Source organism: Pelodictyon luteolum, from assembly GCF_001622165.1.
GTDB classification, from domain to species: domain Bacteria; phylum Bacteroidota; class Chlorobiia; order Chlorobiales; family Chlorobiaceae; genus Chlorobium; species Chlorobium luteolum_B.
In genome coordinates, this window is sequence record NZ_LVWG01000032.1 from 192,174 (window position 1) to 206,451 (window position 14,278).

The following is a 14,278-nucleotide window of genomic DNA, read 5'->3' on the forward strand; positions in this document are numbered from 1 at the left end:
AATTGCACCCCATGAACGGTTCCACAATGCCGCAGACCGACATACAGCAACCCCTCAGTGAAAAGCTCCGCCGCTCCGGCATCAGCGATTCTCGCCGGGAGCTGATAGCCGAAGCGCTTGACAATGTAAACCGTCCGGGGTTTAGGATTGAACCGGGGGCAATCCTGCCCCTGATGAAGCCCGTCACCTGGTTTCCCCCCATGTGGGCATTTGCCTGCGGAGTTGTCTCTACCGGTGAAAGCATCACGGACAACTGGTCCATCCTCCTTCGGGGAGTCATCCTCGCCGGTCCGCTCATGTGCGCCATGTCGCAGACCATGAACGACTATTTCGACCGCGAGGTCGATGCAATCAACGAACCCGAACGCCCCATCCCATCGGGAAAGATATCGAAATCAGCCAGCTGGCTGATTACCTTCAGCCTCATCCTCACCGGCTTCCTCGTTGCACTCTCCATCCATCCCTACGTGATGGCGATAGCCTTTGTTGGCGTATTGATGTCGCATGCCTATTCAGGCCCCCCGCTGCGGGCCAAACGCAACGGATGGTTCGGCAACCTTATCGTAGGACTAGCCTATGAAGGGGTGGCGTGGCTGACCGGCAGCTTTGCCATCACTCAGGGCATTCCCTCCGGCGAAACCATCGCTCTGGCCCTCATATTCTCCCTCGGAGCGCATGGAATCATGACGCTCAACGACTTCAAGTCAATCGTCGGCGACAACATCCGCAAGGTGGCCTCCATTCCAGTGCAGCTCGGGGAACGCAAAGCAGCCATCCTTGCCGCAGCCGTCATGGATCTGGCACAGGTCGCGGCGATGGGCATCCTCCTCTACAAAGGATCCACCAGCATGCTTGCCATTGCCGGAGTCCTTCTCATAGCACAGCTTCCGATGCAGCGGATCCTCATCGCCAACCCACGGGATAAAGCGGTCTGGTACAACGCCTTCGGCACCCTGCTCTATGTGCTCTCAATGATGGTGGCCGCCGTTGGCATCAGGCCTTAGGAACATTACTTTTCCTTTTTCTGAAAACAATTAGTATATTCCGGTTCATTTTTTCAACTCCATTAGAGATCGCACTCATGTCCAAAGTCTGTGTACTGACCGGTAAAAGGCCCAAGTACGGCAATACAGTCTCCCATGCCAACAACCACCGCCGCACCCGTTTCGAACCGAACCTCCATACCAAGAGGATCTGGATTGAAGAGGAGAAGCGCTGGGTGAAAGTGAAGCTTTCAGCCAAGGCAATGAAAATCATCGCAAAGACGGGAACCGCCGAACTCGCGAAACTGATAAAGTAACACCAGCCCCGTCCAATCGGGGGATCTCTGTCAAACAGTTCTTGAAAGGCTCAACCGGAAAGGGTTGAGCCTTTTTTGTCGATGCAGAAAAAAATCACCATCTATACCGACGGGGCATGCAGCGGCAATCCCGGCAAAGGCGGCTGGGGGGCCATGCTTATGTATGGCGACGCCGTGCGTGAGCTTTCGGGCTACTCTCCTGCCACCACCAACAACCGGATGGAGCTGACCGCCGCAATCGAAGCTCTCAGGGCGCTCAGGGAACCCTGCAAGGTGGAACTCTTCAGCGACTCAAGTTACGTGGTCAACGCCTTCAGGGAAGGCTGGCTGGAACGCTGGACCCGCAACAACTGGAAAACCGCGGCAAAAAAGAATGTCGAAAACACCGACCTCTGGAAAGAGATTCTCGAGTTGACGGCACGCCACAATGTCACCTTCCACAAGGTCAAGGGGCACAGCGACAACCCCTACAACAACCGCTGTGACGAACTGGCCCGCCAGGCCATCCAAAAGAAACCATAACCAGCCGACAGATGAAAAGCAATCCCGCAGACACGGGTGCACCGCTGAAGCGCTCACTGAAGAAAGGATCCGGGCTCCTCATGGTGATGAGCCTCCTCGGCTTTCTCGGCTTCCTTTCCATCGTACTCTGGATCAACTGGCCGAAACCGCGCCCCGAGCCCGAGCCCCTGTCACCAGCTGTTAAATCACTGATAGAGCGCATCCCGGGCAACTCCGATGCCATCATATACCTGGGCATGAAAGATGTCCGGAAGAGCCGGTTCTGGCAGGAAGTGCTTCCCGACTCACTACGGGACATGCCGCTCTTCGAAGCCCCTGAAACCCTTCAGAAACTGATGACAGCGGCAGCCATCATTCCCGCCCGTGACATCGACACCCTCCTCGTCAGTTTCCGCAAAAGCGGATACCGTGACCAGCATTTCCTCTGCGTGGCGAAGGGTCCTTTCGCCTCCAAACTCTCTCCTGAACTGCTGCGGCGCGCCAGCCGGGAAACTGACATCATTGCCGGGCAGCAATGCTACGGCATCGACAGCACCCTCTGGATCTCCAGGACAGGGCCGGGCGAAGCGGTACTGGCCGACAACAAAACGATGCTCAGTGGCTACCTGAACCCCGAGGGCAGTTTCCTTGCCCGCGACTCGCTTGCCGTAGCCATGATTGAGAAGGTCGCCTATAAGTCACACCTCTGGTTCGCACTCCCCTCGGCAGCATGGACATCGAGTGCACTGAAAAGTTTGACATCGAAAAACACCGATGTCAACGCCCTCGGCAACCTGAACCGCATACAGCACCTGGCCCTCTCGGTACAAATGAATGACGGGATCAAAACCGAAACCGAGTGGGTATACAAAACAAAGCAGGCTGCCTGGTTCGCATCGACCTTCCTCTGGGGCGCAGTGAAGCTCTCCGCCATGTCGACGGAAAGGACAACTCCTGAAACAAGAGCCCTGCTCGAAAAGATCCAGATCCAGCAGAACCTTGAGTCAGTAATCGTCAGGGCCGATCTTCCGCTGGAAACCTTCACCCAAACGACCGAAAGCAGCGACAGGAATAACTGAAACTGATCCCATCCGCCACCCTCAGGACAGCCGGCAAAGGAAACAGAGCCGGCTGTCCTTCCAGAGAACCTCAATCCCTCTCGACAGCTCGACCCTTCTACCCGGCTGCAGCCCGAGAAGACCAGTCAGCCGACTGAGTACTGCACTGTCGATTGAAAGACCGAGCTCCGAAAGTGCCCGTTTGAACACCTCTTTCTGCTCAAAGGCCGTCAACTGCCGGAGAGCTTCCACTCCAAGCCATCCCTGTCCTGTAGAGAGCTCCGGGGTCCCTGCAAGCAGCCGATCGAAATAAAGCTCAAGAAACGCCTCCAGTTCCCCCGACTGCTCCGAGAGACGCTGCATCGAAGACAGGAATCTGCCGTGGAATCGCTCCTCGATGAGGGGGATCACACGGTTCCTGATGAAGTTCCGGTCGTACCGGTCGTCGGCATTCGTAGCATCGGTCCGGTACCCTATCCCCTGCTGCACAAGGTACAGTTCGATCTCCGCCCTGTGCATGAAGAGAAGCGGCCGGATGATACATCCCCGACGGGACCGGATGCCCCGCAGCGAAGGCAGCGTCACACCCCGGAACAGGTTGAAGAGCATGGTTTCGGCATTGTCACCCACATGATGGCCGGTAGCAACCTTCGTATACCCCTCCCTCTCGATGAGTTCCTGGAAATACCCGTAGCGGAGTACCCGGGCCTCCTCCTCCACCGAGCGCCTGCAGGCCCCGGCAGAGGTCAAGGTATCGAACTGCCGCACAAAACAGGGCAGACCCATCAATCGGGCGCGCTCACGAACGAACGCTTCATCGGCATCACTCTCAGCGCCCCGGAGGCCGAAATTGCAGTGGACGACGGCAAGGGTGCAGCCGAGAGCAGGTTGCACCGCAATGAAAAGCGTGAGGAGGGCTATTGAATCCGCACCACCGGACACGGCAACAAGCACCCTGTCGCCCTGTTCGACAAGGCGATGAACGGTGATCTGTTCCAGGAACCGTTTTTCCAGAGTGTTCAATCCATACGTTTTTTTCATTGCCCTGCCGCTACTTCCTGCCAATATACGCAAGCAGTGCTGAAAGCGCGGCGCTGAAAATCCTCCCTCGTTGTTGCGGGGGAACCCGATAAATTCATTATCATGCTACCAAACAGACATCAAGCCCCCCCTGTCATGCTCACACCCTACGGACGCTCCACCATCCTGAAAACCACCATCCTTGCGACAGCCATCGCCGTCTCAGGGCTCTTCTTTCCGCCCGTCGCCACAGCATTCCTCGTCTTCTCGGCCGCAGCCATTCTGGGTTTTGCATTCTGGTTCTTCCGCGACCCTGACCGGACGCCGGCCGAAACCGGCCGAGTCATCCTTGCACCTGCCGATGGCAGGGTGATACTTGTCGAAGAGCACGACCACCCGTTCACCGGCAGCCGTTCAACCCTCATCAGCATCTTCATGTCGCCACTGAACGTCCATGTCAACCGCATACCTCAGAGCGGCAGGATCACCCTTCTCCAGTACCATCCGGGCTCGTTCAACATGGCATTCGACCATAAGAGCATGGAGGAAAACGAACGCATGGACATCGGCATTGAATCGGACAGCCTCAAGGTATTCTTCAGCCAGGTCTCGGGGTTCATTGCACGCCGCATCGTCTGCCCCCTCCGGATGGAAGAGTTGGTGGAGGCAGGAAAACGGTTCGGAATGATCAAGTTCGGCTCGAGAGTAGATATCTTCATCCCGCAGGGATCGACTCCCGCAGTAGCGGTTGGTGGAAAGACCCGCGCCGGAGAAACCGTTATTGCCCGCTGGTGACTACCCTTAGCCCCGGAAGGCCGGAGGAGGGGGAAGGCCCGCAGGAAAATGCTTGTATAAAGCGGCCCTATTGAGTATATAGGTATCTACGGATACAAGATTTACTATTTAACCCCTTGCGGAGGACTGAAGATGTTTGGACTAGGTGGCCAGGAGCTCATACTGATACTCATGATCATTCTCCTGCTGTTCGGTGCAAAAAAACTCCCCGAGCTGGCAAAGGGGCTCGGCAAAGGTATGAAGGAGTTCAAGAAAGCCCAGAACGAGATGGAGGATGAGTTCAACAAGGCCATGGACGACGAGACCCCGAAGAAAAAGGACTTCGGTCCTGACAGGGAATAACGCCAGAAAAAGCCCGACACCGGGCTTTTTCTACCACTCCCATACCCACGAACCATGCTTCACAGCCTGTACATCAGAAATTTTGCACTGATCGAAGAGCTGTCCCTGGAGTTCCAGGAGGGCCTCACCGTCATCACCGGTGAAACCGGTGCAGGCAAGTCGATCCTGCTCGGCGCCCTGGGCCTCGTTCTTGGTGATCGGGCAAGCAGCGAACTGGTGCGGAGCGAGGCCCCCAAGGCGGTCATTGAAGCCGTCTTCCGCCATGACATTCCTGCTGCAATGGCACCGCTTCTGGAGTCCGCCGGCATCGAAGCAATGGAGGAACTCATCCTCCGCAGGGAGCTTTCCGCCACCGGACAGTCGCGGAGCTTCATCAACGATACACCCTGCAACGCCGGCACACTCCGTCTTGCCGGAGACCTCCTCATCGACCTGCACGGGCAGCATGAGCACCAGATGCTCCTCAACCCCGCCACCCACATCGGCATGCTCGACGACTTTGCCCTCACCGCTGCCGAAGCATCAGCATGCACCGCCATGCAGGAAGAGCTCGGCAAACTGCGCCGCCTGTGCCGCGAAATCAGGGAAAATACCGCTGCAATGCAGGAAAAACGGGATCTGCTCGAATTCCAGCAGCGCGAACTCGCCGACATCGGCCTCGGTGCTGGAGAAAGTGAGGAGATAGACCGGGAGATCAACCTGCTGGAAAACGCCGAGACGCTTGCTGAACACACCGAGGCACTGAGCGCCATCCTCTATGAAGGAGACGGCGCCATCTATCCGGAACTCGGCAGGGCCCTGCACATCATCGAAAAACTCGCTGCAGTGGACCCTCGCTTCGAGCCGCTCTGGCTGGAGGCACAAAGCGCCACAGGAATTGTCGATGAGCTGTATCGCTTCAACCGCAGCTACGCATCGTCCATCGACTTCAACCCGACACGACTGGAAAGCCTCAGGGAACGACAGCACAAAATCCAGCGGACGGCAAAAAAATACGGGGTTGCTCCTGATGAGCTCCCCGATATGCTCATGCGCCTTGAAGCCCTGCTTGCCGAAGAAGGAGAAAGCGAAGAACGCCTGAAGGAAAAAGAAGCCCTCGCGGAGGAACAGAAAGTAAAGCTCTCACTGGCAGCTGCAGCGCTATCAAAGAGACGGCAGGAGGCTGCCGGGAGGCTTGAAGAAACCGTCATGCGGAACCTCACGGAACTCGGGATACCGAAAGCTGTATTCCTGACCCGTTTCACCCATGATGAGGATCCCGAAGGGGAGATTACACTTGAAGGAAAGAGTTACCGTCTTTCGGGGGGAGGATACGACACGGTTGAGTTCATGCTCTCGGCCAATCCGGGTGAAGCGCCACGCCCGCTTGCAAAAATCGCTTCGGGCGGGGAAATATCAAGAGTCATGCTTGCCATGAAAAGCGCGCTTGCGGGAATGGCGGAGCTGCCGATTCTCATCTTCGATGAAATCGATACCGGCATCAGTGGCCGTATTGCCCAGAGCGTCGCAAAAAAACTGCAGAACCTCTCCCGCCTTCACCAGATCATTGCCATCACCCACCTGCCGCAGATCGCAGCCATGGGGGAACACCACATGTCTGTCCATAAAGCGGTGGAGAACGGCAGAACCGCAACACGGGTAACCCCGCTTGACCGGGAGAGCCGCCGTGAGGCAATCGCCGCACTCATCAGCGGAGAAGAGGTCACTCCTTCATCACGCAATCTTGCCGACGAGCTGCTTCAGGGCGCCCGGTCCAACCCCCCGAACAAGGATTGAGGGCCAGCCGTTTAGAAAATCGCGAAGATTGCCTTATACTTCGGGCACCCTGAACATTCACGACAGAAAAAAAGAATAGAGCATATGTCCACACGACACCTGAGAGGCTCCGCCGTTGCGCTGGTCACACCTTTCCATAAAGACCTTACGGTCGATGTCGAAACACTCACCCGCCTCGTTGAATTCCATCTGGATGCCGGTACCGACATCATCATTCCCTGCGGGACCACAGGTGAATCGCCGACCCTCACCGAAACCGAGCAGGCCACCATCATCCGAACCGTCCGTGATGCATCGAAGGGAAGGATCATCGTCGGAGCAGGAGCCGGAACCAATGCAACCGTCGAGGCCGTCCGTCTAGCCAAAAACGCCGAGACCGCCGGAGCGGAAGCCATACTTTCCGTAGCACCCTACTACAACAAACCATCGCAGGAAGGCATCTACCAACACTACCGCCACGTCGCAGAAGCCGTATCGGTGCCCATCATCATCTACAACGTCCCAGGCAGGACCGGATGCAATGTCGATGCGGCCACCGTTCTCCGCCTTGCCGGCGACTTCGAAAACATCACGGCAGTCAAAGAGGCCACCGACAACATGCAGCAGATCGCCGAACTCCTCGACGGCCGGCCGGACCACTTCTCGGTTCTCACCGGCGAAGACCCGCTCATCCTCCCGTTCATGGCCATGGGTGGCGACGGAGTCATTTCCGTAGCAGCCAACCAGATTCCGGGAGCAATCAAGCGGCTTGTCGACAGCGTCAGTGAAGGCAATCTGGAAGAGGCCAGAGCGCTCAATCGGAAATACCGCCGCCTCCTTCGGCTCAACTTCATCGAAAGCAATCCCGTTCCGGTGAAATACGCCCTTATGCGAATGGGCATGCTGGAGGAAACATACCGTCTCCCCCTCGTTCCCCTCTCAGCGGCGTCAAAAGCCGCAATGGACCGCGAACTCGAAATCCTCGGACTGGTCTGAAAACGCAAAAAATGACTAATAAAGAAAGGCCAGCAGAACCGGCCTTTCTTTATTGGGTACGTCCATATCGCCTGTAACCCCGGCCTCAGCCAAGTTCGCCAAGCGCATCGGCAAACATGTCGAGCTGTGCTTTCGTGCGTTTTTCAGTCACCGCGACAAGCAGACCCTCATCTCCAAACTCCCTGAGGTCGCAACCGGCAAATACTTTTTTCTCCAGCATCTGTCGAACCACCTCGGAGGGCGCAATGGGCGTATTGACGACAAACTCATTGAAGAACGGCGCATTATAGCGGATCGAGAATCCTGGAATGGCGGCGATCCTGCCGGCAAGGTAGTGCGCCCGTGAGAGCGACTGACCGGCAACTTCACTCAGGCCCTGTTTTCCGAGAAGAGACAGGTAGACCGCTGCCTGCAGGGCGTTGAGTGCCTGGTTTGAACAGATGTTCGAAGTGGCTTTCTCCCTGCGGATATGCTGTTCCCGGGTCTGGAGCGTCAGAATGAATCCGTCCTGCCCGTTCGAGTCCTTCGTCATGCCGACGAGCCTGCCGGGAAGCTTGCGCACGAGTTCCTGACGGACGGAAAAGATTCCGAGGTACGGGCCGCCGAAACTCTGTGAACTGCCGAGGGGCTGGCCCTCGCCGACCGCGATGTCGGCTCCGTATGCGCCGGGAGCCTCAAGCACGCCGAGCGAGACAGGATTGGCAGAGACGATGAAAAGCGCCCCGTGCTCATGGGCAATTCTTCCGATGGATGCAACGTCCTCCAGGCATCCGTAGAAATTCGGCTGCTGTACAACAACGGCAGCAACCGTTTCATCCATGAGAGCCCGGAGGGCATCGACGCTGCCGACGCCGTCTTCCACGGCATTCTGCACAACGGCACTGTGACCCGAGGCCTCAAGATAGGTTTTGAGCACCGAACTGTTCCAGGGATGCAGCCTGCCGGCCACAACCACTTTCTGACGGCCATTGACGTTCATGGCCATCAGCACCGCTTCAGCAAGAGCCGTAGCCCCGTCGTACATCGATGCATTGGTCACATCCATCCCATAGAGGCGGCAGATGAGGCTCTGGTATTCATAGATGGCCTGCAGCGTCCCCTGGGACACCTCAGCCTGATAAGGCGTATAAGCCGTATAAAACTCACTACGGGAGACAATCGCCTTTATTGCGGAGGGAAGGAAATGGTCGTAGGCGCCGCCTCCGAGGAAGCTGACATAGTCAGCCGTGCTGCGGTTGGCGGCTGCCATGCTTTCGAGCATGGCGCGGACATCCATCTCATCGGCAGCGGGTGCGAGTTCAAGAGCTTTATTGAGGCGGACTTCACGGGGGATGTCGACGATCAGCTCATCGAACGAGAAAACCCCTGTGGCATGGAGCATCGACTCCCTGTCCGCATCGGTATTAACGATGAATGGCATGTCGCTTACCCTCCGATCAGTTCGCGGTAGGCGGCAGCGTCGAGAAGGGTCCCGACCGAGGCGGGATCGGCGAGTTTCATCTTCACCATCCAGCCGCTGCCGTATGGGTCCTGATTCACCGTTTCGGCGCTGTCAAGTCCGGCGTTCACCTCCAGGATCTCACCGGCCACGGGAGCGAAAAGATCGGCAACTGTCTTGACTGCCTCAACCGTTCCGAAAATCTCATGTTCCTTCAGGGCCGTACCTGCAGGCTTCAGTTCCACAAACACGATATCGCCAAGCTCCGACTGGGCGAAATCCGTGATGCCGACAAGCGCGGTTGCGCCATCGTCGAGCAGCTGTATCCATTCATGGTCTTTGGTATAGCGGAGATCGGCTGGAACGTTCATGACAGAAAAGGTTAAGTGATTGAAAACAGCTGATGCGTAAGGATTAAGTTAATACTTTTTTTCAAACAAATGCGACGAGGGCCGCCCCCCAACATCTCCTCAGGACAGGCGCTGGCGCATGGCCTCATACAACATCACGCCCGCCGAAACGGAGACGTTCAGCGACTCAACGCAGCCAGCCATCGGAATGCGCACCACCCGGTCGCAGAACTCCATGGCTTCGGGAGCAAGTCCGGAGCCTTCCGCGCCAAGAACTATGGCGGTTGGTTTCCTGAAATCGGCATCGGTATAGTTTGTTTCAGCCTCCATGTCGGTGGCAAGCACCTGAACCCCCTCGCGGTGGAGAAGCTCAAGGCATCGCACCAGGCTTTTCACCTTGGCAACCCGCATGTGCGACAGTGCACCGGCCGAAGCCTTATGTACAACGGCGTTGACCGGGGCGCCCTTGCCTTCAACGAGGATGACCCCGTCAGCCGCAACTGCCTCGGCGGTCCGGATGATAGCTCCGATATTGTGGGGATCGTCGAGCCCCTGCAGGACGACAAGGAGGGGCGCACTGTTACGTGGTGTCGAGAGCAGTTCCTCGGCGCTATAGTAGGTGAGGGTGCTGACAAGGGCGGCAACCCCCTGATGCTTCGTAGTCCCGGCGATGAGCGAAAGCTTCTCCAGACGGGCCTTTCCCGTCACGATCTTCTGGCGCCGGGCAGTGATGAGAATCTCCTTCAGCTTCGGATGAGAAGTATTGAACTGGAAATAGATCTTCTCGATGCTCCCGGGCTTTTCGCGGAGAAGCTCAAGAACAGCGTTGCGTCCGTAGACGATATTTTCGGGATATTCCCCTTCAATCATGAGTCTGAAAAATGGCAGAATTATGCAAAAGAATCGGCCCGCAAAAAACGGCCCGAAATGAGCCCCCGCAAGCGGGAGAGGGACACCTGAATGTAATTAAATTCAGCAATATCAGATTTTTTTTCTATCTTGTCATTCGCCTCGAAACGATTTTCTCCCCGGCGGAAGCAACTAATTCCACTCCATCCGCAGTTGTTTCTGTCGTACAGTACTTGTACATGCCTTTCATTAATTACAAATCCAGTGACTGCCAGTATGAGCCGGACATATAAAACCATGGAAGGAAATGAAGCACTCGCTTACGTCTCCTACCGCACCAGCGAAGTAATCTGTATCTATCCAATCACACCGGCATCACCGATGGGCGAGTATTCGGATGCCTGGTCAGCCGAAGGGAAAAAGAACATCTGGGGTACCGTTCCGAAAATCGACGAACTGCAGAGCGAGGCAGGTGCAGCTGCCGCAGTGCACGGCGCACTCCAGACCGGCTCACTGACCACCACCTTTACTGCATCGCAGGGGCTTCTTCTGATGATCCCCAACATGTACAAGATCGCAGGCGAGCTCACACCCTGCGTCATCCATGTCTCGGCCCGTTCACTGGCAGCCCAGGGCCTCTCCATCTTCGGTGATCACAGCGACGTCATGTCCGTCCGCGGCACGGGCTTCTCGCTTCTGGCTTCAAGCTCGGTTCAGGAGGCCATGGACATTGGCCTCATCTCCGCAGCCGCGACGCTTGAATCGCGCGTCCCTGTCATGCACTTCTTCGACGGGTTCCGCACCTCTCATGAGATCGCAAAAATCGAGGTCGTTTCCGACGACGTCATCAAGGCGATGGTCCCCGAGGATCTCGTCATCGCACACCGCAGCCGCCGCATGACCCCCGATGCCCCGTTCATCCGCGGCACCTCGCAGAACCCCGACACCTATTTCCAGGGCAGGGAGACGGTGAACAGCTACTACACGGCAGCATCAGACATCACCCAGCGGATGATGGACAGGTTCGGTGAGCTGACCGGCCGCAACTATAAAATCTACCAGTACTACGGTGCGCCTGACGCAGAGCGCGTTGTCGTGCTTATGGGCTCCGGCGTCGAAACCGTCCGCGAGACCGTTGAATACCTGAACAAAAACGGCGAAAAGGTCGGCGTCATCAATGTCCGCCTGTTCCGTCCGTTCGATATCGAACGCTTTGTCGCGGCATTCCCCAAGACAGTCAAGTCCGTTTCGATCCTTGACCGCGTCAAGGAACCGGGCAGTGCAGGCGAGCCGCTCTACCTCGACGGCGTCAACGCCCTCATGGAAGGTGTCTCCAAAGGTCTTCTTCAGGCCATGCCGAACGTCACCGGAGGCCGTTACGGTCTCTCCTCGAAAGAGTTCACCCCCGCCATGGTCAAGGGCGTGTTCGACAATATGGCCGCAGCCTCGCCGAAGAACCACTTCACCGTCGGCATCATTGATGACGTCACCAACCTGAGCCTCGACTACGACCACGGGTTCTCGATCGAGCCGGACGAAATGTTCCGCGCACTTTTCTACGGCCTCGGATCCGATGGTACGGTCGGCGCCAACAAGAACAGCATCAAGATCATCGGCGAAAACACCCCGAACTACGCTCAGGGCTACTTCGTCTACGACTCCAAGAAGGCGGGATCAATTACGACCTCGCACCTTCGCTTCGGACCCAAAGAGATCCATTCGACCTACCTCATCACCGAAGCCCAGTTCATCGGTTGCCACCACTGGATCTTCCTGGAGATGATCGATCTGGTAAAAAACCTCAAAAAAGGCGGCACGCTTCTCCTTAATTCGCACTTCGCCCCCGAAGAGATCTGGGACAACCTGCCGCGCACCGTGCAGGAGCACCTGATTGCAAAAGAGGCGAAGATGTACACGATCGATGCTTACAAAGTCGCCGGTGAGAGCGGCATGGGCCAGCGCATCAACACCATCATGCAGGCCTGCTTCTTCGCCATCTCCGGTGTTCTTCCCCGTGAGGAGGCCATCCTGCAGATCAAGCACGCCATCAAGGTCACCTACGGCAAGAAAGGCGACGAGATCGTCAACCAGAACATCAAGGCAGTCGACAATACGCTGGCTAACCTGCATGAAGTCGCAATCGGCGCAGTCGCCGACAGCAAGAAAACACTCCGTGCACCAATCGTCGGAGAAGCCCCCGACTTTGTCTGCAACGTTCTGGCCAAGATCATTGCGGGCGAAGGCGATGAAATCCCCGTCAGCGCACTTCCGGCAGACGGAACCTATCCGAGCGGAACTGCGAAGTTCGAAAAACGCAATCTGGCATCGCATATCCCGGTCTGGGAACCCGACCTCTGCATCGAGTGCGGAAAGTGCGCCATGGTCTGCCCCCACGCCGCAATCCGCGCAAAGGTCTACGACCCGAAATACCTCGAGAACGCCCCCCGCACCTTCAAATCGATGGAAGCCAAGGGCGTGAACTGGGAAGGAATGAAGTATACCATCCAGGTGGCTCCGGAGGACTGCACAGGATGTAAGGTCTGTGCACACATCTGTCCGGCCCGCGACAAGGCGAACCCCGAGCGCAAGGCGCTCAACATGGCGCCCCAGGAGCCGCTCCGCGAAACGGAAGTCGACAACTGGAACTACTATATCAACATCCCGGAATTCGACCGTACGAAAATCAACCCGAAGCTGATCAAGGAACAGCAGCTGCAGGAACCTCTCTTCGAATTCTCCGGCGCCTGCTCGGGATGCGGCGAGACCCCGTACGTAAAGCTGATGACCCAGCTCTTCGGAGACCGGCTTGTCATCGGCAACGCCACCGGCTGTTCATCGATCTACGGCGGCAACCTGCCGACCACCCCATACACATGCAACGCTGAGGGTCTCGGACCGACATGGTCCAACTCCCTGTTTGAGGATACCGCCGAGTTTGCTCTCGGATTCAGGATCTCCATCGACAAGCAGCAGGAATATGCGTCTGAACTCCTCCGGAGAATGTCCGGCACTGTCGGCGATACCCTCGTCGGCGAAATCCTCGATGCCCGTCAGGTGAGTGAACCTGAAATCTTCGAACAGAGGAAACGCGTGGCGGTACTGAAATCGAAAATTGCCGGTATCGGTTCATCCGATGCTAAAAACCTGCTCTCGGTTGCAGACATGCTTGTCAAAAAGAGCGTCTGGGGCGTGGGTGGAGACGGTTGGGCCTATGACATCGGATACGGTGGCGTTGACCATGTCACCGCAGGCAACAAGAACGTCAACCTTCTGGTACTCGATACGGAAGTCTACTCCAATACCGGCGGACAGGCCTCAAAATCCACCCCGAAGGCGGCGATTGCAAAATTTGCTGCTGCCGGCCGGCCGGTCACCAAGAAAGATCTCGGCCTCATCTCGATGAGCTACAGCAGCGCCTATGTCGCATCCGTCGCCCTTGGTGCCCGTGACGAACAGACCCTCAGGGCGTTCCTTGAAGCTGAGGCATACGATGGCCCCTCGATCATCATCGCCTACTCGCACTGCATTGCGCACGGCATTAACATGGAACACGGCCTTGACAATCAGAAAGCTGCCGTCGATTCGGGTCACTGGCTCCTCTTCCGCTACAACCCTGACCGCCTCAAAGAGGGACTGAACCCCCTGCAGCTTGACTCGAAGAAGCCGAAAATCCCCGTGGCGCAGTTCCTCAACATGGAGAACCGCTTCAGGATGCTCAAGAAAAGCCACCCGGATATTGCCGATGCCTACTTCGAAGCAATCCAGAAAGAGGTGGACGCCCGCTATGCTCATTACGAGTACCTGGCAGCACGCACCTTCGAGGCAAAGTAAAGTCGCTCTCTTCAGAGTGATAAAAAGAAAACGGCGGGAACCC

13 protein-coding genes are annotated in these 14,278 nt (G+C 56.9%); 9 read left to right on the forward strand and 4 right to left on the reverse strand.

The features are described from left to right. Nucleotides 1–11: 11 nt before the first annotated feature. The 4 genes from chlG (at nt 12) to A3K90_RS07195 (ending at nt 2,880) form a co-directional block, all read left to right on the forward strand. A complete protein-coding gene (chlG, locus tag A3K90_RS07180; RefSeq protein WP_303681903.1) occupies nt 12–1,004 on the forward strand; it encodes a chlorophyll synthase ChlG in 993 nt (330 codons plus the stop codon). A 77-nt stretch (nt 1,005–1,081) separates the two neighbouring features. Then, on the forward strand, nt 1,082–1,300 hold the full coding sequence (gene rpmB, locus A3K90_RS07185; protein WP_303681904.1) for a 50S ribosomal protein L28: 219 nt from the start codon (nt 1,082–1,084) through the stop codon (nt 1,298–1,300). A gap of 81 nt (nt 1,301–1,381) precedes the next feature. Further along, nucleotides 1,382–1,822, forward strand: coding sequence for a ribonuclease HI (gene rnhA, locus A3K90_RS07190; RefSeq protein ID WP_303681905.1), 441 nt, complete (start codon nt 1,382–1,384; stop codon nt 1,820–1,822). A gap of 11 nt (nt 1,823–1,833) precedes the next feature. Then, a complete protein-coding gene (locus A3K90_RS07195) occupies nt 1,834–2,880 on the forward strand; it encodes a hypothetical protein (protein WP_303681906.1) in 1,047 nt (348 codons plus the stop codon). Between the two features lie 21 nt (nt 2,881–2,901). Here A3K90_RS07195 and tilS read toward each other — a convergent pair whose 3' ends face one another. Then, the gene (gene tilS, locus A3K90_RS07200) at nt 2,902–3,900 is read right to left on the reverse strand and encodes a tRNA lysidine(34) synthetase TilS (RefSeq protein WP_303681907.1); all 999 of its coding nucleotides are present in this window, start codon (nt 3,898–3,900) and stop codon (nt 2,902–2,904) included. Nucleotides 3,901–4,035: 135 nt separating this feature from the next. Between tilS and A3K90_RS07205 the strand changes: the two genes are divergently transcribed. From A3K90_RS07205 to dapA, 4 genes are all read left to right on the forward strand, one after another. After that, the gene (locus A3K90_RS07205; protein WP_303681908.1) at nt 4,036–4,674 is read left to right on the forward strand and encodes a phosphatidylserine decarboxylase; all 639 of its coding nucleotides are present in this window, start codon (nt 4,036–4,038) and stop codon (nt 4,672–4,674) included. 132 nt (nt 4,675–4,806) lie between these two features. Further along, nucleotides 4,807–5,016 (forward strand): twin-arginine translocase TatA/TatE family subunit, encoded by a 210-nt coding sequence (locus A3K90_RS07210; protein ID WP_011358337.1) that lies wholly within the window; start codon nt 4,807–4,809, stop codon nt 5,014–5,016. 54 nt (nt 5,017–5,070) lie between these two features. Next, the gene (gene recN, locus A3K90_RS07215; protein WP_303681909.1) at nt 5,071–6,792 is read left to right on the forward strand and encodes a DNA repair protein RecN; all 1,722 of its coding nucleotides are present in this window, start codon (nt 5,071–5,073) and stop codon (nt 6,790–6,792) included. Nucleotides 6,793–6,876: 84 nt separating this feature from the next. Further along, on the forward strand, nt 6,877–7,767 hold the full coding sequence (gene dapA / locus A3K90_RS07220) for a 4-hydroxy-tetrahydrodipicolinate synthase (protein WP_303681910.1): 891 nt from the start codon (nt 6,877–6,879) through the stop codon (nt 7,765–7,767). Between the two features lie 85 nt (nt 7,768–7,852). On the opposite strand, the gene gcvPA is transcribed toward dapA, so the two are convergent. The 3 genes from gcvPA to rlmB all read right to left on the reverse strand — a co-directional run bounded on the left by gcvPA (nt 7,853) and on the right by rlmB (nt 10,425). Beyond that, nucleotides 7,853–9,187: an aminomethyl-transferring glycine dehydrogenase subunit GcvPA gene (gene gcvPA / locus A3K90_RS07225; RefSeq protein WP_303681911.1), complete on the reverse strand. Its 1,335-nt coding sequence runs from the start codon at nt 9,185–9,187 to the stop codon at nt 7,853–7,855. A gap of 5 nt (nt 9,188–9,192) precedes the next feature. After that, nucleotides 9,193–9,576, reverse strand: a complete 384-nt coding sequence (gene gcvH / locus A3K90_RS07230) for a glycine cleavage system protein GcvH (RefSeq protein ID WP_303681912.1) — start codon at nt 9,574–9,576, stop codon at nt 9,193–9,195. 99 nt (nt 9,577–9,675) lie between these two features. Further along, nucleotides 9,676–10,425, reverse strand: a complete 750-nt coding sequence (gene rlmB, locus A3K90_RS07235; protein ID WP_303681913.1) for a 23S rRNA (guanosine(2251)-2'-O)-methyltransferase RlmB — start codon at nt 10,423–10,425, stop codon at nt 9,676–9,678. Between the two features lie 255 nt (nt 10,426–10,680). On the opposite strand from rlmB, the gene nifJ reads away from it, so the two are divergent. Further along, entirely contained in the window at nt 10,681–14,235 is a 3,555-nt protein-coding gene (nifJ, locus tag A3K90_RS07240) for a pyruvate:ferredoxin (flavodoxin) oxidoreductase (RefSeq protein WP_303681914.1), read from the forward strand. The last annotated feature ends 43 nt before the right edge of the window (nt 14,236–14,278 follow it).

Bases quoted from the DNA above. Each gene is read 5' to 3' on its own strand.
- chlG (WP_303681903.1), top strand. From the start codon at position 12: ATGAACGGTTCCACAATGCCGCAGACCGACATACAGCAACCCCTCAGT.
- rpmB (WP_303681904.1), top strand. From the start codon at position 1,082: ATGTCCAAAGTCTGTGTACTGACCGGTAAAAGGCCCAAGTACGGCAAT.
- rnhA (WP_303681905.1), top strand. From the start codon at position 1,382: ATGCAGAAAAAAATCACCATCTATACCGACGGGGCATGCAGCGGCAAT.
- A3K90_RS07195 (WP_303681906.1), top strand. From the start codon at position 1,834: ATGAAAAGCAATCCCGCAGACACGGGTGCACCGCTGAAGCGCTCACTG.
- tilS (WP_303681907.1), bottom strand. From the start codon at position 3,900: ATGAAAAAAACGTATGGATTGAACACTCTGGAAAAACGGTTCCTGGAA.
- A3K90_RS07205 (WP_303681908.1), top strand. From the start codon at position 4,036: ATGCTCACACCCTACGGACGCTCCACCATCCTGAAAACCACCATCCTT.
- A3K90_RS07210 (WP_011358337.1), top strand. From the start codon at position 4,807: ATGTTTGGACTAGGTGGCCAGGAGCTCATACTGATACTCATGATCATT.
- recN (WP_303681909.1), top strand. From the start codon at position 5,071: ATGCTTCACAGCCTGTACATCAGAAATTTTGCACTGATCGAAGAGCTG.
- dapA (WP_303681910.1), top strand. From the start codon at position 6,877: ATGTCCACACGACACCTGAGAGGCTCCGCCGTTGCGCTGGTCACACCT.
- gcvPA (WP_303681911.1), bottom strand. From the start codon at position 9,187: ATGCCATTCATCGTTAATACCGATGCGGACAGGGAGTCGATGCTCCAT.
- gcvH (WP_303681912.1), bottom strand. From the start codon at position 9,576: ATGAACGTTCCAGCCGATCTCCGCTATACCAAAGACCATGAATGGATA.
- rlmB (WP_303681913.1), bottom strand. From the start codon at position 10,425: ATGATTGAAGGGGAATATCCCGAAAATATCGTCTACGGACGCAACGCT.
- nifJ (WP_303681914.1), top strand. From the start codon at position 10,681: ATGAGCCGGACATATAAAACCATGGAAGGAAATGAAGCACTCGCTTAC.